The following is a 20,177-nucleotide window of genomic DNA, read 5'->3' on the forward strand; positions in this document are numbered from 1 at the left end:
ATTTTGTGCAAGAAGACCAGAAACCTGAATTTGTCTTTTATCTTTTTTTGATTATATCACAAATCCGAGAGCGTGGAAATAGGGAGTTTTTCAGGCTGATTTCCTACCTCTTGGATATACGGCACAGGCGGTCAAAAAGGTGTAGACTTGGGATAGTTCATCGATGGACAAGCACCTTGGAAACAGAACACGCCAAAGAAAACGGAGGGACGCATGAGCAAAAGACCCTATCAACACCTGCCGCCGCTGGAACACAGGCCGGACGGCTCCCCCTACCGCATAACCCCGCCCCAGAAGAGACGAGCCAGCGGCCTGATACGCCGGGAGTGCTGCAACTGCGAGGACGGAAACTGCCTTGCGCTGGACGATGGCGACACCTGCGCCTGTCCGCAGATGATTTCGTTCTCCGTCTGCTGCAAGTGGTTCCGCTGGGCGGTCTTGCCGCTGGACAGGACGCTGGAAGCGGAGATTTACCGGGACAGGGACTTGAAACGCTGTGCGGAGTGCGGCGGTGTGTTCGTCCCGAAGTCCAACCGGGGCAAATACTGCCCGGACTGCGCCGCCAGAGTTCACAGGCGGCAGAAAACAGAAAGTGAACGGAAAAGGAGGTCTGCTGTGGACAGTTAAGAGCGGGAAAAGCCTTGATTTGCAAGGCTCCGCAAGCCCTCAACCGGGGCGGCTGGTATCATTTATCATTCGCCCCGGAAAACGGGCCTCTAACCGTCCACAAAACACGCTATGACAAACACGATTTATATTCACCAGCCGGAAAAGGCGTTCAGTTTCACCCGGCTCCCCAATTTCCTTTTTGAAGCACCCACATTCCAGCCCTTGAGCAACGAAGCGAAGGTGCTGTATGCCTTTGTCCTGCGCCGGGCGGAGTTGTCCCGGAAGAACGGCTGGGCGGACGAGTACGGGCGGGTCTACCTGTACTACCCCATCTGCGAGGTGGTCGCTTTGCTCCGCTGCGGGCGGCAGAAAGCGGTCAACACCCTGCGGGAGTTGCAGTATGCGGGGCTGGTGGAAATCCAGAAACAGGGCTGTGGAAAACCCAACCGCATTTACCCGAAATCCTATGAAGCGGTTCCAAACACCGACTTCAAGAAATCCGGTTATGGTACGCCGGAGGGCTGAAAACCGTACTTGGCGAGTACGAAAATCAATCCTCTTGAAGTACGGAAATCTGACGGTATATAGAAATACAGAGATTAAAACCATCTATTTACATTCATTCCATTCCAATCCTATCAGAGATATTTTCGGCGGGAAAACCCGCCGGAAAGGAATGGAATGGGGAAAGGAGTTCAATGGCACAACACGCAATTTTGCGATTTGAGAAGCACAAGGGCCACCCGGCGGGGCCGCTGGAAGCCCACCATGAACGGAAAAAGGAGCAGTACGCCAGCAACCCGGACATTGACACCAGCCGGAGCAAGTACAATTTCCACATCGTCAAGCCGGATGGCCGCTACTACCATTTCATTCAGAGCCGCATCGAGCAGGCCAGATGCCGCACCCGCAAGGACAGCACTCGGTTTGTGGACACGCTGATTACCGCCAGCCCGGAGTTTTTCAAGGGCAAGTCCCCAAAGGAGATAGCGGCCTACTTCCAGAGGGCGGCGGACTTCCTCATTGACCGGGTGGGCCGGGAGAACATCGTTTCGGCTATGGTACACATGGATGAAAAAACGCCCCATCTGCACTTGGTCTTTGTGCCGCTGACAAAGGACAACCGCCTGTGCGCCAAAGAAATTATCGGCAACCGGGCCAATCTGACGAAGTGGCAGGACGATTTTCACGCCTGTATGGTGGAGCAGTACCCCGACCTGGAGCGTGGGGAAAGCGCCAGCAAGACGGGCCGGAAGCATATCCCCACCCGGCTGTTCAAACAGGCGGTCAACCTCTCCAAACAGGCGAGGGCCATTGAAGCGGTTCTCTCCGGCATTACCCCGCTGAACGCCGGAAAGAAGAAAGAGGAAGCCCTCTCCATGCTGAAAAAGTGGTTTCCGCAGATGGAGAACTTCTCCGGGCAACTGAAAAAATACAAGGTCACAATCAATGACTTGTTAGCGGAAAATGAAAAGCTGGAAGTCAGGGCAAAGGCCAGCGAAAAAGGCAAGATGAATGACACGATGGAACGGGCGAAGTTAAAAAGCGAACTGGACGATATGCGGCGGCTGGTTGACCGTATCCCGCCGGAGATTTTAGCGGAACTGAAACGGCAACAGCGGCAGCATGGAAAGGAAAGGTGATCTTATAAGTAATATCAGATACAAAAAGGAAATCGAAATCGTGACTTTTCAGGGAAAGGAAATCACACTGGAAAATCTCTCCCCGGTGTTCACGCCGGAACAGGAAGCAGCCAAACGCCGGGAACTGGAACAGCAGCTTTATGAGGTGTTCCGCAAGTACGCCGACAAGCGGGAGAGTGAGGAAGCCGGGACATAAGGTTTTCCAAACCCATCATTGATTTGCGGGGCTGCTGGCGGTATAATAGAACTGTCAGCAGCTCCGTTTCTTTTTTAAGAAAAGGAGCGACAATATGAACAATCGGATAGACGCAATCTATGCAAGACAATCGGTAGACAAAAAGGACAGCATTTCCATTGAAAGCCAGATTGAATTTTGCAAATACGAGTTGAAAGGCGGTAACTGCAAGGAATACACAGACAAAGGGTACAGCGGCAAGAACACAGACCGTCCGAAGTTTCAAGAACTGGTGCGGGACATCAAGCGGGGCTTGATTGCAAAGGTCGTGGTTTACAAGCTCGACCGTATCAGCCGTTCCATTCTGGACTTTGCCAACATGATGGAGCTGTTCCAGCAGTACAATGTGGAGTTTGTGTCCTCTACGGAAAAGTTTGATACCTCCACGCCGATGGGACGGGCCATGCTGAATATCTGTATCGTGTTCGCCCAGCTTGAACGGGAAACGATACAGAAGCGGGTAACGGACGCTTACTACTCCCGCAGTCAGCGGGGCTTTAAGATGGGCGGGAAAGCCCCTTACGGCTTCCATACGGAGCCTATCAAGATGGACGGTATCAACACAAAGAAGCTGGTGGTAAACCCGGAGGAAGCGGCCAATATCCGGCTGATGTTTGAGATGTACGCCCAGCCCACAACTTCCTACGGGGACATTACCCGGTACTTTGCCGAACAGGGGATTTTGTTCCATGGCAAAGAGCTGATACGCCCCACGCTGGCGCAGATGTTACGCAATCCTGTCTATGTGCAGGCAGACCTTGATGTGTACGAATTTTTCAAAAGTCAAGGTACAGTCATTGTCAATGACGTTGCCGATTTTACGGGCATGAACGGCTGCTATCTGTATCAAGGGCGAGATGTAAAGGCCAGCAAGAAAAACGACTTAAAAGACCAAATGCTGGTACTGGCTCCCCATGAGGGTATCGTCCCCTCCGACACCTGGCTGACCTGCCGCAAGAAGCTGATGAACAACATGAAAATCCAGTCTGCCCGGAAAGCCACCCACACATGGCTGGCAGGAAAAATCAAGTGCGGGAATTGCGGGTATGCTCTTATGAGTATCTACAATCCCTCCGGCAAACAGTATCTCCGCTGCACGAAACGGCTGGACAATAAAAGCTGTCCTGGCTGTGGGAAAATCATCACTTCGGAACTGGAAGCGGTTGTTTATCAGCAGATGGTAAAGAAGCTGGCAAGCTACAAGACGCTGACAGGAAAAAAGAAAGCGGCAAAGGCAAACCCGAAAATCACCGCCCTGCAAGTGGAACTTGCCCATGTAGACAGCGAGATTGAAAAGCTGGTGGACAGTCTGACGGGGGCAAACAATGTCCTGTTCTCCTATGTGAATGTGAAGATAGCGGAACTGGACGGGCGCAAGCAGGAACTTCTGGCAAGGATAGCGGAGTTGACTGTGGAGGCCATCAGCCCGGAACAGGTCAGCCAGATTTCCGGCTACCTCGATACCTGGGAGAATGTATCTTTTGATGACAAGCGGCGTGTGGTGGATTTGATGATCACCACCATAGCCGCCACAAGCGACAGCTTGAACATCACATGGAAAATCTGACTGGCGGCACCCCTCCCGTCAGATACCTACCCTGTGTAGTCCCTTGTAAACTGTACTTTAGAAAAATACAGAATGCCGGATGGTGTAATAATAGAGGTTGAGAGTTCGTCACATTATTTGGGGTCATTTAGTGAGAAAAATGATTCTTCCACAAATTGGATAGAAAAGATCATGGAGGGTGTCGGTATTCACTAGATGGATTCTCAAGAAGCATAAACAGCCCGCTATTTGCAGAGAATTCTGGAAGAAAATTGAAGAAAGCATCCTTCCGGCAACAGCACCCCGGACGTTTGTGAACTCTCACAACAGAGATCAAGAACCAATCCCTGCTTTGCGCTTACACCGTTTTGGTGACATTTTTTCTCCGTCTTGCTACAATATTGTGGATTTTTTCTATTTGTGCTTTGCTATTATCAACATCTAAAATGGAAACCGTGATGGAGGTGATTCCAATGCAGATAATTTCCTTGAAAACAAATTGAATGCTTTGGCAAACGGTGGCCAGTTCTCCATTTCCTACGACATCACGATTCCGTAATAAAAGCATTAGATAATGGGTATAAAAGCCACGATTCTTTAGAGTCGAAAGAAAAGAATCGTGGCTTTGTACGTTTGAATTATGGAGCAAGCCAAATGAATAAGAAATTGGAATTTTTTAGCAGTATGGCGGTTGCCTTTATAGTTTTGATATTGGTCTTTCTTTGCATTCGTTTTTCAGGTCAGGGAAAATTTGCTACACATGGAGGAACCAATCCGTCTGATGTAAAATGTATTTATACTTCAGTTTGGCCGGATAATGAATACACTAGGCTTATTTGTGAGCCGGAAAGTGGAACGATAGAATATATATTGGATGGTTCTAATGCTGGGTATTATGCAATCTTTTATAATAATATCTCTGAAGAAGAAATACAAAAATATATTGACCAATTGAAAACCTTAGGATACGCTGAAGAGGCATCGGCTTCAGAAAGCGTTTCGACAGGCGTTTTGCTAAGAAAAGATGAAACATGGATAAGCATTGCATACTCAGAGGGAGGATTTGGAATCCGGATTTCAGTAGAAAAATCCTGAATAAAAGAGATGCTGGGGAATCCCGGTTATCCCTATGATGCAGTGGAAAGAAAATGGATTGCTCAATATGCGAGCCTCCATGACTTGATTTTGATGTTCGGTCACTCAAACCAATGCCGTCAAGCCGGTGGGGGATATGGATAACCTGTGGCTGGAACTGCCGTGGTGGTTTATCTGAGTGAAAAGAAAAATTGTGATTGTGCTACAAGTTTTCTGGAAATTTATGTGCAGCTATACGATTTTGAAAAGAATTGTGGACAGATGAAATAAAGCAGGCTTAAAATTCGTTATTCAAACAGAGAAGCCAATAATCATGATACCATTGATGTGATTCTTATAGCTGCAATCGTTCGGAAAAAATGTGACGTTCAGAAAATTCAAATGGGGCTATGATGAAGAGGTGCTTAAAATGACGAAATCAAGTAAGAAATTGACTGCTTTTGGTATAGCTTTGGCCCTAGCAATTCTTATAGGCGGTTTCCTGTTGCATCCGTGGGAGAGGACAAAATCGGAACTTACTGTAACAACGGTGGATTTAAGCGATAATTCTATCTATGCAACCGCTCCCAATCAACTGTACGGTACAAATGATTACTATCTCATTCAGGGAGCTTCGGAATACTTAAAAGGAAATATTCAGCTATCGCAAATTGAAGAAGGCGAAAATATTGTGGTAGTTTCCAATGGAAAGGTTTTGTTATCTGACCCCTATCAGTTTGATACGATATACAGTATTCGATTGCAGTAATCCTATTTTCATTAAAGGTCAATCTTCTAGTCTGCCATGGTCGCAGCCAAGTGAGAGGTAATGTTCAAGCTCCCCACCCAGTACAAGCTGGGCGTACTCCAAAGATTTATTCTAACGAATGAATATTCTGCGCTTTAAACAATTTAATGACGAATATATTGTGCAATATAGAGAATTATAGAGAATTTCAATTGCGACTTTGCACTCGATTGACTTGCAACGCAAAATACGTTACAATAAAGCTGAGGTGATAACCATGGAAAAAACAATGACACTTAACCTTCGTGTCAACCCTACTGTCAAGCAGCAAGCCGAAGATGTACTGAAGCAGCTCGGAATCCCGATGGCAACAGCTATTGATATGTACCTGCGCCAGATCACCCTGACTGGCGGCATTCCGTTCTCGCTGTCCCTGCCGAAGGCTCCTGCGGCTCTGAACGCTGACACCATGACCGATGACCAGCTCCATGCAGCCTTGCAGGTGGGCATTAAGGAGATTCAGAACGGTGATACCGTGGATGCTGCAAGCGCATTCGCACAGTTCAGGGAACAGCACAGATGAAGCAGTATGACGTGAAAATTTCCCATGCAGCCCTCAGCGATATGGAGCAGATCTACAGCTATATTGCCGACCGTCTGCTGGAGCCTGACACGGCCATGGCGCAGTATAACCGCATTGCAGAAGCCATTCAGTCGCTGAACATTCTGCCGGAACGCTGTGCGCTGGTAGAGAGCGAGCCGGAGCGCACCCAAGGGCTGCGGCAGATGCTGGTGGACAACTACTCGGTGTTCTACATCGTGGGCGAGGATGCCGTGTCGGTGGCCCGTGTGCTGTACAGTGCATCCGACCTTGTGCGCCGTCTGCGGAGAATGAAGTGAAAGGGGTGTTTGCATGACCGCCGTGATTTACGCCCGCTATTCCAGCGACAATCAGCGTGAAGAATCCATCGAAGGTCAAATCCGGGAATGCACCGCCTATGCGGAGAAGAACGGTATCACCGTGGTCAAGCACTACATTGACCGCGCCCTTTCCGCCAAAACCGACAACCGCCCGGACTTCCAGCAGATGATCAAGGACAGCGAGAAACGGTTATTTGACATTGTGCTGGTCTGGAAACTTGACCGCTTTGCCCGAAACCGCTACGATTCTGCACATTATGAGTACCAGTTGGAGCGCAATCATGTCAAGCTGGTATCTGCCACGGAGCCCATTTCGGACAGCCCTGCGGGTATCATGGTCAAGAGTATGCTCACCGGCATGGCTGAATACTACTCGGCAGAACTTTCTGAAAAAGTTGTGCGCGGCATGACCGAGAATGTTCTGAAGGGAAAGTACAACGGCGGCACGATTCCCATTGGTTTTAAGGTGGATGAGGAGAAGTTCTTTCAAGTCGATCCGCTGAAAGCTCCCTTTGTGGTAGAAGCCTTTCAGCGGTACAACGATGGCGCAACTATGAAAGAACTGATGAACTGGCTGAACGACAGTGGCGTGACCACCAACCGTAATCAGAAGTTTACCTACAACAGTGTTCAGACGCTGCTGACGAACAAACGGTACATTGGTGAAAACCACTTCAAGGATATCGTAATGCCGGACAGCATCCCGGCCATCGTGGACAAGGACTTGTTTGAAGAAGTGCAGCAAAAAATCAAGAAGAACAGCCGCGCTCCTGCCCGTCACAAGGCCGAGGACGATTACTTGCTCACCACCAAGCTGTTCTGCGGAATGTGCGGCGCGATGATGTTCGGCGAGTGCGGCACAGGCCGAAACAAAGTTGTCCATCATTATTATAAGTGTGCCACTGCGAAACGTTTCAAGACCTGCAAGAAAAAGACCGTCCGTAAGGAATGGCTGGAAGATTTGGTCGTGGCTGAAACCATGAAGCTGATTCAGGACGATGCCGTGATTGATGCCATCGTTGCGGAAGTGATGGAGTTGCAGGATCAGGAAAACACCACTCTCCCTTTGCTGGAAAAGCAGATGCGCGAGGTAGAGAATGGCATTGAAAATATGCTGAACGCCATTCAAGCAGGTGTGCTGACCAACTCCACCAAATCGCGTTTGGAAAAGCTGGAAGCCCAGCAGAAAGAACTTGAAGTTCGGATTGCCGAAGAAAAAATCGCTCGGCCTCGGTTGAGTGAAAATCAGGTTCGGTTCTGGCTGACCCGGTTCCGCAAGCTCGACCCGAACATGAAAAGCCACCGGGAAACGCTTATCAATACATTCGTGAATGCTGTTTATCTCTATGATGAAAAAGTTTTGATTACATTCAACTACAAAGACGGCACAAAAACCATCACTTTCGATGAAATCGCCGCCAAAGATGCCCCAGAGGGCAATGGTTCGGATTTAGGTTGCTTCGCTCCACCAAAAAGACCAGCGTAGAAATTACGCTGGTTTTTTGTCTTATCCGGCATCTTAAGTTTCACCCTCAAGGGTGGATTCGAACAGCTGCGGCCCCGTCGCAGAAGAAGGGGCAAAAACAGCCCGGTGGGCTGTTTTTAGCAGCGCGGCTTGCGTAATCCACCCGCGCCCATAAAAAGACCGTCAGCGTAGAGATACGCTGGCGGTTTTCTGTTTGCAGAGGATGGTGCGCAGAAAAGGAGAAGCGTGTTCCCGGGATCGGGAGCGCGCTTCTCCCTTATTATATAGTAATTATAGTATCGGCTCAGAGCTCGTTGCCGGGGAACCGGGGAATGCCGTCAAAGCCCTTTTGCAGGTCGGCATCGGTGGGGATGTAGTCGCTCATCTGGCCATCGTGGAACTTCTCGTAGGCCACCATGTCAAAGTAGCCGGTGCCGGTCAGGCCAAAGACGATGGTCTTTTCCTCGCCGGTCTCCTTGCACTTGAGGGCCTCGTCGATGGCGGCACGGATGGCGTGGCTGCTCTCGGGGGCGGGCAGGATGCCCTCTCACTGGTTTGGCTGGACTTTATCACGTCATTGTCCTGAAGTTAAGGGAAAATTTCAATTTTCACAAAATAATTTACGCCCCTGGCAGAAACAGCAGCGTGCCCCGGGCGGCCAGTACAGGCTGGAACAGGCAGCCCGCCAGCCCGGCGGTGAGCGCCACGACGAGAAACAGCAGTGCCAGGACCAGAACGAGCCGGGCCAGCCCGAAGCGGTGGTGCCCGGCGGGGACTTTTTTGCGCTGCATGGTCAAACCTCCCTTTGTATCAGAGCTCTGCGCCATCCTATGCCGGGCTGTGCCGATTGTGTGCGGGCGCAAAATGTGGTACACTGTTACCGACAAATCACGGAGGAACTGTTATGCTGACCATTACACTGCTGGGCACGGCAGCCACCATGCCCCTGCCGGACCGTGCCCTGACCGCCGCGCTTGCCGAATGCGGGGGCCATGCCCTGCTGTTTGACTGCGGCGAGGGCACGCAGGCGGCGGCCCGCCGCGCCGGGGTCAACCTGATGAAGCTGGATGCCATCTGCCTGACCCACTATCACGGCGACCATATCTTCGGCCTGCCGGGCCTGCTGCAGACGCTGGGCTGTCAGGGCCGGGAGCGCCCGCTGACCCTTTACGGCCCCGAGGGACTGGGAGAGGTCTGGCCCGCCCTGCGCACCCTGGCCGGGCCGCTGCCGTATCCGGTCAGGGCTGTGCAGCTGGACACAGATCCCATCGACCTGACCACCCTTTCCTCCGGCTGGCCTGCGGGGGCGCAGCTTACGCCCTTCCGCACCCGGCACCGGGTGCCCAGCCGGGGCTACCGGCTCGACTTGCCCCGGGCGGGCCGCTTTGACCCTGCAAAGGCCCGGGCACTGAACGTTCCGGTGCCTGCATGGAAGCTGCTCCAGCGGGGCCAGAGCATCCCGCTGGAAAACGGGGCGGTGGTCTCCCCTGCGGATGTGCTGGGCCCGGCACGCCGGGGTCTGCGGTTTGTGTTCTCGGGTGATACCGCTCCCTGCCCGGCGCTGGAACAGGCCGCGCAGAACGCCGACCTCTTCCTCTGCGATGCCACCTACCCCGACAACGAGCAGGAGGCGCAGGCAAAGCAGTGGGGGCACAGCACTTTTGCGCAGGGTGCGGCCATTGCAAAAAAGGCTGATGTGCGCCGGTTCTGGCTGATGCATTATTCGCCCATGATCCTTGAACCGGAAGCCGCCCTGCCCAATGCACAGGCGGTATTCCCGGCGGCGGAGTGCGGCTTTGACGGCAAACAGATCATCCTGCAATATGACGAGGAAACAACATGACAACGATCAAACTTGACCCAGGTGCAGCCCTGCTGCTGGATGCGCTCCATGGTGCGGGCCATGCGGCCTACGCTGTGGGCGGCTGTGTCCGGGACAGCCTGCTGGGGCTGGACCCCCACGATTGGGACCTCTGCACCAGCGCCCGCCCGGAGCAGGTGATGGCGCTGTTCGGGGAGGAAAAGTGTATCCCCACCGGCCTGCAGCACGGCACCGTGACGGTGAAGCAGGGCGGCAGGCTCTATGAGACAACGACCTTCCGCACCGAGGGGGCCTATTCCGATGGCCGCCACCCGGATGCCGTCTGCTTTGTGCCGGAGGTGCGGGAGGATCTTGCCCGGCGGGATTTCACCATCAACGCTATGGCATACAGCGCCGAGGAAGGGCTCATCGACCCCTTTGGCGGGCGGGACGACCTTGCCGCCCATCGCGTGCGGGCGGTGGGGGAGCCGGAACGCCGCTTTGAGGAGGACGCGCTGCGCATCCTGCGGCTCTACCGGTTCGCGGCCCGGTTCGGTTTTGCCATCGACCCAGCCACCGGTGTTGCTGCCCGGGCACTGGGGCCGCATCTGGACTGCGTTTCGGCGGAGCGCATCCAGGAAGAACTACTCAAGCTGCTGGCGGCCCCCCGGCCCGGAAGCTATCTGGAACCCGCCGTTCTGGCCGTTATCCTGCCGGAGCTGGAACCGGAAAAACAGCCGGAACGGTTTGCGGAACTCTGCCGTACCATCGACCGGATCGAACCAACAGTGGAGAACGTGCCCGCCCGGCTGGCGGCTCTTCTCTGTCCGCTGGGTGAAGCTGGTGCCCGCAAAGCTCTGCGCAAACTGAAATGCTCCAACGCGCTCACAGATGAGGTGACAGCGTTGGAAAGGGAAGCTGGAGGGGGTGCCGGGAGCTTTCTCCTCGGACACGAATCGGGCCATTCCATCGCCCGCCCTATTGCCTGCGGCAACAGGGTCCCACCCCAGCGGACGGTCCTCGGAGAAACTCCCGACACTCCCGTCCAAACGCCCTGCGTGACACCCGTGTCCGAAGAGGAAGCTCCCGGTACGCCCGGCTCCGACCAGACACTTATGGCCAAACGCCTTTTGGGCCGCTATGAATTGCCGACGATCCAGCGCCTGACCGCCCTTTGCAGTGCCCGGCATCCGGAACAGACCGGGGCCTTTGCTGCCCTGCGGGCCGAGGCGGAGCGGCTGACAGCAGAAAATGCCTGCTGCCGGGTGAGTCAGCTGGCCGTGAATGGCCGTGACCTGATGGCGGCGGGGGTCAGACCCGGCCCGGGTCTGCGGCAGGTGCTGAACGCCCTGCTGGAGGCTGTCATCACCGGGCAGACACCCAACGAAAAAGACGCGCTGCTGGCTGCGGCGGCCCAATTTTCTGCGTCTTGACAAGAGAAAGAAGCTGCGGTAGTATTATGCTACTGTTTTAGTGTGTTATTGAATGAGGGACGATATGACAGAAGCACAGAACACGAAGCGCCCCGGGGCACTCATCGCCATGAGCGGCGGTGTGGACAGCTCGGTGGCGGCATGGCTGATGCAGCAGGCGGGGTACGACTGCACCGGCATCACCATGCGGCTCACCCGAAACGAGACGCTGGGGCAGTCCGGTTTCCACACCTGCTGCTCCGAAAAGGATATCGAGGATGCCGCCGAGGTGGCCTTTGCGATGGATATCCCCTATGAGGTGCTGGATTTCACCGCCGACTTCCGGGAGAAGATCATCGAAAAGTTCATCCGGGTATATGAGATGGGCGGCACGCCCAACCCCTGCATCGACTGCAACCGATATATGAAGTTCGACCACCTGCTCCGCTGGGCTGAGAGCCATGGCATGGAGTATGTGGTCACGGGCCATTACGCCCGGGTGGAGCAGGACGAGGCCACCGGCCGCTGGCTGCTGAAAAAGGGGCTGGACGAGGGCAAGGATCAGAGCTATGTGCTCTATAACCTGACCCAGGAGCAGCTGGCCCATGTGCGCCTGCCGCTGGGGGGGCTGCACAAGGCCGAAGTGCGTGAAATCGCGGAAAAGCAGCATTTCATCAACGCCCGCAAGCACGACAGCCAGGATATCTGCTTTGTGCCGGACGGCGACTACGCCCGCTTTATGGAGGACTTCACCGGCAAGCACTACCCGGCAGGCGATTTTCTGGACGAGAATGGCAAAAAGGTGGGCACCCACAACGGTGCGGTGCGGTATACCATCGGCCAGCGCAAGGGCCTTGGCCTTGCCATGGGTGCGCCGGTGTATGTCTGCGCCAAGGATATGCAGGCCAATACCGTCACGGTGGGCCCGGAGGAGAACCTGTTTGACCGCATCGTCTATGCCGACGAGGTGAATTGGATCGCCATCCCGGAGCTGACCGCGCCCTTGCGGGTCACGGCCCGCACCCGCTACCACCAGACCGAGCAGGCTGCCACCGTCTACCCGGCAGGAGAGGGGCAGTTCCGGCTGGAATTTGACCAGCCCCAGCGTGCCCCCACGCCCGGCCAGGCCGTGGTGCTGTATCAGGGGGATGTTGTGCTGGGGGGCGGCACCATCGTTGCGGTCGAATAAACCTCTCAGGCGCTTCGCGCCAGCTCCCCTAGTAGGGGAGCCCTTGGCAGTCGTTGGAAAGTATAAAGTAAAACAAAAGCAACTGCGTCGAACTGATAAAACAATAGGCGTAGTGTAAGATGGAGGAGCAAGTATCTATGCAGGATCAATATTCCCGCACCCAGCTGCTGCTGGGCAAGGAAGCAATGGAAAAGCTGCACAATTCCCGTGTGGCGGTGTTTGGCATTGGCGGCGTGGGCGGCTACACGGTGGAAGCGCTGGCACGCAGCGGTGTGGGTGCGCTGGACCTCATTGATGATGACAAGGTCTGCCTGACCAACCTGAACCGCCAGATCGTGGCCACCCGCAAGACCGTGGGCCAGTACAAGGTGGATGTGGCCGAACAGCGTATCCACGAGATCGACCCCAACATCAAGGTCACCACCTACAAGATCTTCTTCACCCCGGAAACGCAGGATCAGTTCGACTTCACCCAGTACGACTATGTGGTGGATGCCATCGACACCGTCACCGGCAAGATCGCGCTGGTGGTCAAGGCCAAGGAGGCCGGCACCCCCATCATCTGCGCCATGGGCGCGGGCAACAAGATGGACCCCACCCGCTTTGAGGTGACGGATATCTACAAGACCTCCGTCTGCCCGCTGGCCAAGGTGATGCGCACCGAGTGCCGCAAGCGGCGGATCAAGCACCTGAAGGTCGTCTACTCCAAGGAGCCTGCCATGACCCCCATCGAGGATGATTCCATCAGCTGCAAGAACCACTGCATCTGCCCCCCGGGCACCCAGCGCAAGTGCACCATCCGGCGCTCGGTCCCCGGTTCCAACGCCTTTGTGCCCTCGGTGGCCGGGCTCATCATCGGCGGCGAGGTCGTGAAGGATCTGGTCGGATTTGTGCCGATGAAAGGTTAAAAACGAGAACGCCCCTCTCCGGTCTCACAGATGCCGGAGAGGGGCGTTTTGAGTCAGGGAAAACCGTGGGAACAGATGGAGCGTGCATCGGGCCGCAGGGCTGCCGCCTGCCCGGGCGTAGCCATTGGCGGTCACCCCAGCAAACATAATGTTGAAATACGTTCATTTGACAAAATACTTTTGCTAATTTATACTGGGATGCATATTCACATGCAAAAATCAAGGATAGAAGATAGGAAGTATCGTCATGCTGACTCTGGATAAGATCTACCACGCCGCCTTTGTGCTCAAGGACGTTGCCCGCAAGACCGACCTGATTGAAGCGCCCAAGCTCTCCAAGGACTGCCGCCTCTACCTCAAGACCGAGAACCTGCAGGTGACCGGCAGCTTCAAGGTGCGGGGAGCCTATTATAAGATCAGCCAGCTCTCCAGGGAGGAGAGCGAAAAGGGCGTGATCGCCTGCTCTGCCGGAAACCACGCACAGGGCGTGGCTCTGGCCGCCACCCGCCGGGGCATCAGGAGCATCGTCTGTATGCCGGACGGTGCCCCCATTATGAAGGTGGAAAACACCAAGAGCCTGGGTGCAGAGGTCTGTCTGGTGCCCGGCACCTATGATGATGCCCACGACAAGGCCGTGGAGCTGCAGGCCGAGACCGGCATGACCTTCATCCACCCCTACGATGACGAACAGGTCATCGCAGGTCAGGGCACCATCGGTCTGGAGATCCTTGACCAGCTGCCCGATCTGGATGCTGTCATCGTGCCCGTGGGCGGCGGCGGCCTGATCTCCGGCGTGGCCTTTGCCATCAAGAGCCTGCGCCCCGAGGTCAAGGTCTACGGTGTGCAGGCCGAGGGTGCCCCCAGCATGTACCGCAGCCTGCATGAGCACAAGTATCAGACCCTGAAAAATGTGGCCACCTTTGCGGACGGCATTCAGGTCAAGACCCCCGGCGAACTGACCTATCAGCTCTGCGAGGAATATGTGGACGACATCGTGACCGTCAGCGAGGACGAGACCGCCGCCGCCATCCTCTCCCTGATGGAGAACCAGAAGCTGGTGGCCGAGGGGGCCGGTGCGGTGCCTGTGGCAGCGGCGCTGTTCCACAAGCTGCCCATCGAGGGCAAAAAGGTGGTCTGCCTGATCTCCGGCGGCAACATCGATGTGAACATCCTCAACCGCGTCATCACCCGTGGTCTGGTGATGAGTGGCCGCAAGGCCAACCTGACCATCGCGCTGGAGGATAAGCCCGGCCAGCTGGAGCGGGTGGCCGCCATCGTTTCCCGCTGCGGCAGCAATGTGGTCTCCGTCCTGCACGACGGCTCTGACCCCAACATGCCCATCTCCAGCTGTTTCCTCAAGCTGGCGCTGGAGACCCGCGACCATGCCCAGATCGAGCAGATCCGGCAGGAGCTCACCAAAGAGGGCTTCCAGCTGGTGGCAGAGCGCGTTTGATTTTCTGACTACCTCATCCGCCGCCTGCGGCGGCAGGTTTCTTTCAAAATAGCAAAAAGCGCCGTGCAGTCATTTCACTGCACAGCGCTTTTTCTTATCCATAAAAACGAAAAAACAAACATTATTTCTGCACGCCGCTCTCGCACTGTTCGATGAACTGTTTGGCCACGCGGGGGCTGCGGCCGCCAGCGCGGATGGCGAAGGCCTCGGCCTTGACCAGCAGCTCTTCCATGGGCATCTGGATGTGGTGCTGTTTTGCCAGCTCTTCCAGAATGGCGGCAAAGCGGGCTTTCTCGGGCCGCTGGAAGGTGACGGTCAGGCCGAACCGGGCGGAAAGGCTCATCAGTTCCTGCCGGGTGTCGGCTTCGTGGATGTCGTCGCCGGTGCGGTCGGTCAGGGTCTCCTTGATGAGGTGGCGGCGGTTGGAGGTGGCATACACCGCAATGTTCCGGGCCCGGCCGCCCACGCTGCCCTCAAGGATGGCTTTCAGGGCGGCAAAGTTGTCGTCGTTGGAGGAGAAGCTCAGGTCATCGATGAAGAGGATGAATTTGAGGGGGTTGGCTGCCAGCTGATCCATCAGGTCGGGGATCTGGTAGAGCTGGTTCTTCTTGACCTCCACCAGCCGCAGGCCGTCGGCGGCATACTCGTTGGCAATGGCCTTGACCGTGCTGGATTTGCCGGTGCCGGCATCGCCGTAGAGCAGGACATTGTTGGCGGGGGAACCGGCCAGCAGGGCGCGGGTGTTGGCAATGACCTTTTCCCGCTCCTTCTCGTAGCCCGGCAGCTCGCTGAGCTTCTGGGGGTCGGGGTACTTCACGGGCACCAGCTGGCCGTTCTCCACTGTGAACACATGGTGCTTGGCAAACATGCCGTAGCCCTTCTTCCCGGCTTCCCGCATCCGCTGGTTATAGGCGGCGGTCAGGTCGAGCTGCCTTGCCTCCCAACGGGGCAGGAACGCCAGCTCCCGGTTCTGCCGGTCGGCGGCTTCCAGCAGCGCGTCCAGCGTCAGGCCGCAGAGCTTCTGCAAAAAGTTCAGCTCACTGTTCAGGGCGGCCTCCATCACAGGGGAGAGCTGGCCTGCAGCAGCCTGCCGCACACAGAAGGTCTCTGTCTCCAGCACGGCGTTGGAAAGATAATCGCCCAGATTGGTGGTGTGGGCGAACAGGGCGGCTTCAAAGGCGGCCACAGCATCGCACAGGGGGGCGATGGTATCGTCAGCCGCTTCCAGCCGGTCGGTCAGCGCCGCCAGCTTTGCCACAACGGGGTCGCCCAGCAGGGCACGGAAGACAACAAGCCCGTGGAGCCGGGCATTCCATTCACGAAGTTGCATAGGAAAATCCTCTCTTTTTAACGGCCTTGCCCTCTCAGGCGCGCCGCGCCAGCTCCCCCAAAGGGGGAGCCATTGGCAGGCCGGTCAGAAGGCTGTTTATTTTTATAACAGTGTAGAATTGATTATACTCTTGGAAAAGGCGCTTAGCAAGGGTGTGTTCAATTATCTTCATCTTTCGGCTGATTCACTTTACAAATCGTCGATTGACAAAGGCCCGATTTATAGTATAATTGACCCAACGTTCAAATCGGAATGCAAGATGCGAAAAGTAACGTGTCTGAGGGAAATTTTGTTGAGAGTGTAAGAGGAAAAGGAACAGGAGCAACTTACCATGCAGTTAAATGGTTCGCAAATTTTTGTTGAAGTTCTCTGCGAACAGGGCGTGGACACCATCTTCGGCTACCCCGGAGGTGCTGTGCTGAACCTGTACGACGAGCTGTATAAGAATTCTGACCGCATCCACCATGTGCTGACCGCCCACGAGCAGGGCGCTTCTCATGCGGCCGATGGCTATGCCCGCGCAACGGGCCGCACCGGCGTGGTGCTGGCCACCAGCGGCCCGGGTGCCACCAACCTGGTCACCGGCATTGCCACTGCCTACATGGACTCCGTGCCCATGGTCGCCTTTACCGGCAATGTGCCGACCCCCGGTCTGGGCAAGGACAGCTTTCAGGAGGCCTACATCGAGGGCATCACGATGCCCATCACCAAGCACAACTTCACGGTGCGCAAGGTAGAAGAGCTGGCCGACACCATGCGTGCGGCGTTCCGCATTGCGCAGAGCGGCCGCAAGGGCCCGGTGCTGGTGGATATCCCCAAGGATGTCACCGCTGCTGTCTGTGAGTTCACTCCCAAGCAGCCGGAGCAGATCCGCACCGTGACCACCTACGACGAACAGCAGGTCAAGTGGGCCGCCGATATCATCAACGCGGCCCAGCGCCCGCTGGTCTATTTTGGCGGCGGCGTGCGGAGCGCGGCTTCCTGCCAGCCCCTGCGTGACCTGATCCACAAGGCGGAGATCCCCGCCACCTATACCCTGATGGCCGCAGGCGTTGTGCCCTACGGTGACCCGATGAACATCGGCATGGTCGGAATGCACGGCTGCTACACCTCCAACCGGGCGGTTGCGGATTGCGACGTGCTGATCGCACTGGGCACCCGCTTTTCTGACCGCGTGGCCCTGAACCCCAAGACCTTTGCCAGGAATGCCACCATCATCCAGATCGATATCGACCCCAGTGAGCTGGGCAAGAATGTGGATGTGGATCTTGCCATTGCCGGTGATGTCTGCTATGTCCTGAGCGGGATGCTCCCCCTCATTGAGGAGAAGAAGCACCCCGACTGGATGAAGATGATCCACGAGTGGCAGGCGCAGGATTACCACCCTGTGTCCGACCCCACCCGCCTGATGCCCCATCAGGTCATCGGCGAGGTGTGCAGCCAGTGCGGCCCCGAGGCCGTGTATGTCACCGACGTGGGCCAGCACCAGATGTGGGCGGCCCAGTACATCCGCCACACCAAGAGCCGCGGCTTTATCACCAGCGGCGGCCTGGGCACCATGGGCTTTGGCTATGGCGCGGCCATCGGCGCGCAGATGGCGCTGGGCCGGGAGCAGCGGGTGGTCATGTTCACGGGCGACGGTTCCTTCCACATGAACCTCAACGAGGCCTGCACCGCTGTCAGCTATGAGCTGCCCATCATCACGGTCATCTTCAACAACTCTGTGCTGGGCATGGTGCGCCAGTGGCAGACCACTTTCTACGAAAAGCGCTACTCCCAGACCGACCCTCACCGCCGCACCGACTTTGTCAAGCTGGCGGACGGCTTTGGCCTGAAGGGCTACCGCTGCACCAACCTCCCCGAGTTCCAGGCCGCATTTGCCGATGCCCTCAAGCAGAAGGGCCCCACCTGGATCGAGTGCATCATCGACAAGGACGAAAAGGTCCTGCCCATGATCCCCGGCGGCGGCGACATCAATGATATCATCATGGAATAAGGAGGACTGACCCATGGAATCCAAACGCAGAGTCATCAGTCTGCTGGTGGACAACCAGAGCGGTGTTCTGGCCCGGGTGTCCAACCTGTTCTGCCGCCGCGGCTTCAATATCGACAGCCTGACGGTGTCCGCCACCAACGACCCGGCGGTCAGCCGCATCACCGTGACCATCACCAGCGATGAAAAGGCGCTGAGCCAGCTCATCCTCCAGACCGAGCGGCTGGAAGTGACCCGGCAGGTGTTCGTTCTGGATCACGAGAATTCGCTGGAGCGGGAGCTGCTGCTGCTCAAGGTGGCTGCCGATGTCCACAACCGCAGTGAGCTGCGGGAGATCGCCAGCATCTACAAGGCAAAGATCATTGATTTTTCGCCCGACAGCATGGTGCTGGAGCTGACCGGCCGCCCCGAAAAGGTGGACGCGTTCCTCAAGATCCTGGCAGATTACAAGATCCTTGAGCAGTGCCGCACCGGCGTGACCGCCCTGGAGCGCGGCGGGATGCACCAGCACATGCAGAAGCCCCCGCAGGAGGTGCGGGCAGCCCAGCTGCCCCTGCCCGGGACCCATTGCCCGCAGTAAGGCATAATCTCTCAGTTTTCCATAAAAATCAAAATATAAAAATAAAACAGGAAAGAGTAAAAGGAGACTACTACCATGGCGATCAAGAAATACTACGATTCCGACTGCAACCTCGGCGTGCTGGACGGCAAGACCGTTGCTGTCATCGGCTTCGGCAGCCAGGGCCACGCCCATTCCGAGAACCTGGCCGAGAGCGGCGTAAATGTTGTTGTCGGTCTGCGCAAGGGCTCTGCCCACTGGGCAAAGGCCTCCGAGTTCGCCGCCACCCACGACAACTTCAAGGTCATGGAAGTCGAAGAGGCTGCCAAGGCTGGCGATGTTGTGATGATGCTGGTTCCCGATGAGCTGTGCGCCGACATCTACAACACGCAGGTCGCACCTTACATGACCGAGGGCAAGGCTCTGGCCTTTGCACACGGCTTCAACATCCACTTCAAGACCATTACCGCTCCCAAGAACGTTGACGTGATCATGATCGCTCCCAAGGGCCCCGGCCACATCGTCCGCCGCCTGTACACCGAGGGCGAGGGCTGCCCCTCTCTGATCTGCGTGGAGCAGGATTACACCGGCAAGGCAAAGGACATCGCTCTGGCTTACGCTTCCGGCATCGGCGCTGGCCGTGCAGGCATCCTGCAGACCACCTTCAAGGAGGAGACCGAGACCGACCTGTTCGGCGAGCAGGCAGTTCTGTGCGGCGGTGTCTGCGAGCTGATCCATGCAGGCTTCGATACGCTGGTTGAGGCTGGCTACGAGCCCGAGATGGCATACTTTGAGACCTGCCACGAGATGAAGCTGATCGTTGACCTGATCAACGAGGGCGGCTTCTCCAAGATGCGCTACTCCATCTCCAACACCGCTGAGTACGGCGATTACCGCACCGGCAAGCGCCTGATCACCGAGGAGACCCGCAAGGAGATGAAGAAGGTCCTGACCGAGATCCAGGACGGCACCTTTGCTTCTGAGTTCCTGACCGAGATGAGCCCCAAGGGCGGCCGCAAGGTCCACTTCCTGGCTGAGCGCCGGATGCAGGCCGAACACCCCATCGAGAAGGTGGGCGCAGAGCTGCGCAGCATGATGAGCTGGCTGAAGAAGTAATTAACTCCCCCAGTCGCCTGCGGCGACAGCCCCCTCAAAGAGGGAGCCTTTTGTCTGATCGCAGCGTGAAGCCTCCCTCCGTGAGGGAGGTGGCATCGCGCAAGCGATGACGGAAGGAGTTCAGCCAAAAGCTGCTTTTAAAACTAAGAAAGGCTCCCTCCTTTGGGAGGGGGTC

At 56.2% G+C, this 20,177-nt stretch carries 20 protein-coding genes and 2 pseudogenes; 18 read left to right on the forward strand and 4 right to left on the reverse strand.

The genetic code is table 11. The features are described 5' to 3' along the window. The first annotated feature begins 213 nt into the window (after positions 1-213). From GXM22_RS02535 to GXM22_RS02570, 7 genes are all read left to right on the forward strand, one after another. Entirely contained in the window at positions 214-627 is a 414-nt protein-coding gene (locus GXM22_RS02535; RefSeq protein WP_002575860.1) for a cysteine-rich VLP domain-containing protein, read from the forward strand. Between the two features lie 111 nt (positions 628-738). After that, positions 739-1,134, forward strand: coding sequence for a replication initiator protein A (locus tag GXM22_RS02540; protein WP_002575861.1), 396 nt, complete (start codon positions 739-741; stop codon positions 1,132-1,134). Positions 1,135-1,307: 173 nt separating this feature from the next. Beyond that, positions 1,308-2,252, forward strand: a complete 945-nt coding sequence (mobV, locus tag GXM22_RS02550; protein ID WP_002575862.1) for a MobV family relaxase — start codon at positions 1,308-1,310, stop codon at positions 2,250-2,252. 4 nt (positions 2,253-2,256) lie between these two features. Further along, positions 2,257-2,448 (forward strand): hypothetical protein, encoded by a 192-nt coding sequence (locus GXM22_RS02555; protein WP_321118048.1) that lies wholly within the window; start codon positions 2,257-2,259, stop codon positions 2,446-2,448. 94 nt (positions 2,449-2,542) lie between these two features. Further along, positions 2,543-4,054 (forward strand): recombinase family protein, encoded by a 1,512-nt coding sequence (locus tag GXM22_RS02560; protein ID WP_002575864.1) that lies wholly within the window; start codon positions 2,543-2,545, stop codon positions 4,052-4,054. Positions 4,055-4,687: 633 nt separating this feature from the next. After that, on the forward strand, positions 4,688-5,128 hold the full coding sequence (locus GXM22_RS02565; protein ID WP_005929376.1) for a hypothetical protein: 441 nt from the start codon (positions 4,688-4,690) through the stop codon (positions 5,126-5,128). A 409-nt stretch (positions 5,129-5,537) separates the two neighbouring features. After that, positions 5,538-5,876, forward strand: coding sequence for a hypothetical protein (locus tag GXM22_RS02570; RefSeq protein WP_035393316.1), 339 nt, complete (start codon positions 5,538-5,540; stop codon positions 5,874-5,876). 18 nt (positions 5,877-5,894) lie between these two features. Here the strand turns inward: GXM22_RS02570 and GXM22_RS15185 are convergent. Then, positions 5,895-5,987 (reverse strand): annotated as a pseudogene (locus GXM22_RS15185) (DUF6061 family protein); the annotation flags it as partial. A gap of 157 nt (positions 5,988-6,144) precedes the next feature. Here GXM22_RS15185 and GXM22_RS02575 point away from each other — a divergent pair. From GXM22_RS02575 to GXM22_RS02585, 3 genes are read left to right on the forward strand one after another with little or no spacing between them, the layout of a single operon-like run. Next, on the forward strand, positions 6,145-6,438 hold the full coding sequence (locus tag GXM22_RS02575) for a type II toxin-antitoxin system RelB/DinJ family antitoxin (protein WP_120120645.1): 294 nt from the start codon (positions 6,145-6,147) through the stop codon (positions 6,436-6,438). Continuing rightward, complete coding sequence (locus GXM22_RS02580) at positions 6,435-6,755, forward strand: type II toxin-antitoxin system RelE/ParE family toxin (protein WP_005929370.1); 321 nt, start codon at positions 6,435-6,437, stop codon at positions 6,753-6,755. Before GXM22_RS02575 ends, GXM22_RS02580 begins: the two co-directional genes overlap by 4 nt. 13 nt (positions 6,756-6,768) lie before the next feature. After that, the gene (locus GXM22_RS02585; RefSeq protein WP_005929368.1) at positions 6,769-8,262 is read left to right on the forward strand and encodes a recombinase family protein; all 1,494 of its coding nucleotides are present in this window, start codon (positions 6,769-6,771) and stop codon (positions 8,260-8,262) included. Between the two features lie 283 nt (positions 8,263-8,545). Here the strand turns inward: GXM22_RS02585 and GXM22_RS02590 are convergent. Together GXM22_RS02590 and GXM22_RS02595 are read right to left on the reverse strand one after the other, a co-directional pair. Further along, positions 8,546-8,788: pseudogene (locus GXM22_RS02590) on the reverse strand (TrpB-like pyridoxal phosphate-dependent enzyme); the annotation flags it as partial. Positions 8,789-8,861: 73 nt separating this feature from the next. Continuing rightward, positions 8,862-9,032 carry a hypothetical protein gene (locus GXM22_RS02595; RefSeq protein ID WP_154277582.1) on the reverse strand — a complete coding sequence of 57 codons (171 nt, stop codon included), beginning with the start codon at positions 9,030-9,032 and terminating at the stop codon, positions 8,862-8,864. A gap of 113 nt (positions 9,033-9,145) precedes the next feature. Here GXM22_RS02595 and GXM22_RS02600 point away from each other — a divergent pair, with 113 nt between their 5' ends. From GXM22_RS02600 to ilvA, 5 genes are all read left to right on the forward strand, one after another. Beyond that, a complete protein-coding gene (locus GXM22_RS02600) occupies positions 9,146-10,084 on the forward strand; it encodes a ribonuclease Z (protein ID WP_005929361.1) in 939 nt (312 codons plus the stop codon). Continuing rightward, positions 10,081-11,475: a CCA tRNA nucleotidyltransferase gene (locus tag GXM22_RS02605; protein WP_005929359.1), complete on the forward strand. Its 1,395-nt coding sequence runs from the start codon at positions 10,081-10,083 to the stop codon at positions 11,473-11,475. Before GXM22_RS02600 ends, GXM22_RS02605 begins: the two co-directional genes overlap by 4 nt. Before the next feature lie 64 nt (positions 11,476-11,539). Further along, positions 11,540-12,643, forward strand: coding sequence for a tRNA 2-thiouridine(34) synthase MnmA (gene mnmA / locus GXM22_RS02610; protein WP_035393312.1), 1,104 nt, complete (start codon positions 11,540-11,542; stop codon positions 12,641-12,643). 137 nt (positions 12,644-12,780) lie between these two features. Beyond that, entirely contained in the window at positions 12,781-13,551 is a 771-nt protein-coding gene (locus GXM22_RS02615) for a tRNA threonylcarbamoyladenosine dehydratase (protein WP_035393308.1), read from the forward strand. A gap of 247 nt (positions 13,552-13,798) precedes the next feature. Next, positions 13,799-15,004, forward strand: a complete 1,206-nt coding sequence (gene ilvA, locus GXM22_RS02620; RefSeq protein WP_005929355.1) for a threonine ammonia-lyase — start codon at positions 13,799-13,801, stop codon at positions 15,002-15,004. Positions 15,005-15,125: 121 nt separating this feature from the next. Here ilvA and GXM22_RS02625 read toward each other — a convergent pair whose 3' ends face one another. Next, positions 15,126-16,334 carry an ATP-binding protein gene (locus tag GXM22_RS02625; RefSeq protein ID WP_005929354.1) on the reverse strand — a complete coding sequence of 403 codons (1,209 nt, stop codon included), beginning with the start codon at positions 16,332-16,334 and terminating at the stop codon, positions 15,126-15,128. Between the two features lie 331 nt (positions 16,335-16,665). Between GXM22_RS02625 and ilvB the strand changes: the two genes are divergently transcribed. From ilvB to ilvC, 3 genes are all read left to right on the forward strand, one after another. Then, positions 16,666-18,330: a biosynthetic-type acetolactate synthase large subunit gene (ilvB, locus tag GXM22_RS02630; RefSeq protein ID WP_005929352.1), complete on the forward strand. Its 1,665-nt coding sequence runs from the start codon at positions 16,666-16,668 to the stop codon at positions 18,328-18,330. A gap of 13 nt (positions 18,331-18,343) precedes the next feature. Continuing rightward, on the forward strand, positions 18,344-18,907 hold the full coding sequence (gene ilvN, locus GXM22_RS02635; protein ID WP_005929350.1) for an acetolactate synthase small subunit: 564 nt from the start codon (positions 18,344-18,346) through the stop codon (positions 18,905-18,907). Positions 18,908-18,982: 75 nt separating this feature from the next. After that, the gene (ilvC, locus tag GXM22_RS02640; RefSeq protein WP_005929348.1) at positions 18,983-20,002 is read left to right on the forward strand and encodes a ketol-acid reductoisomerase; all 1,020 of its coding nucleotides are present in this window, start codon (positions 18,983-18,985) and stop codon (positions 20,000-20,002) included. Positions 20,003-20,177: the final 175 nt, after the last annotated feature.

Source organism: Faecalibacterium duncaniae, from assembly GCF_010509575.1.
Lineage (GTDB): Bacteria > Bacillota > Clostridia > Oscillospirales > Ruminococcaceae > Faecalibacterium > Faecalibacterium duncaniae.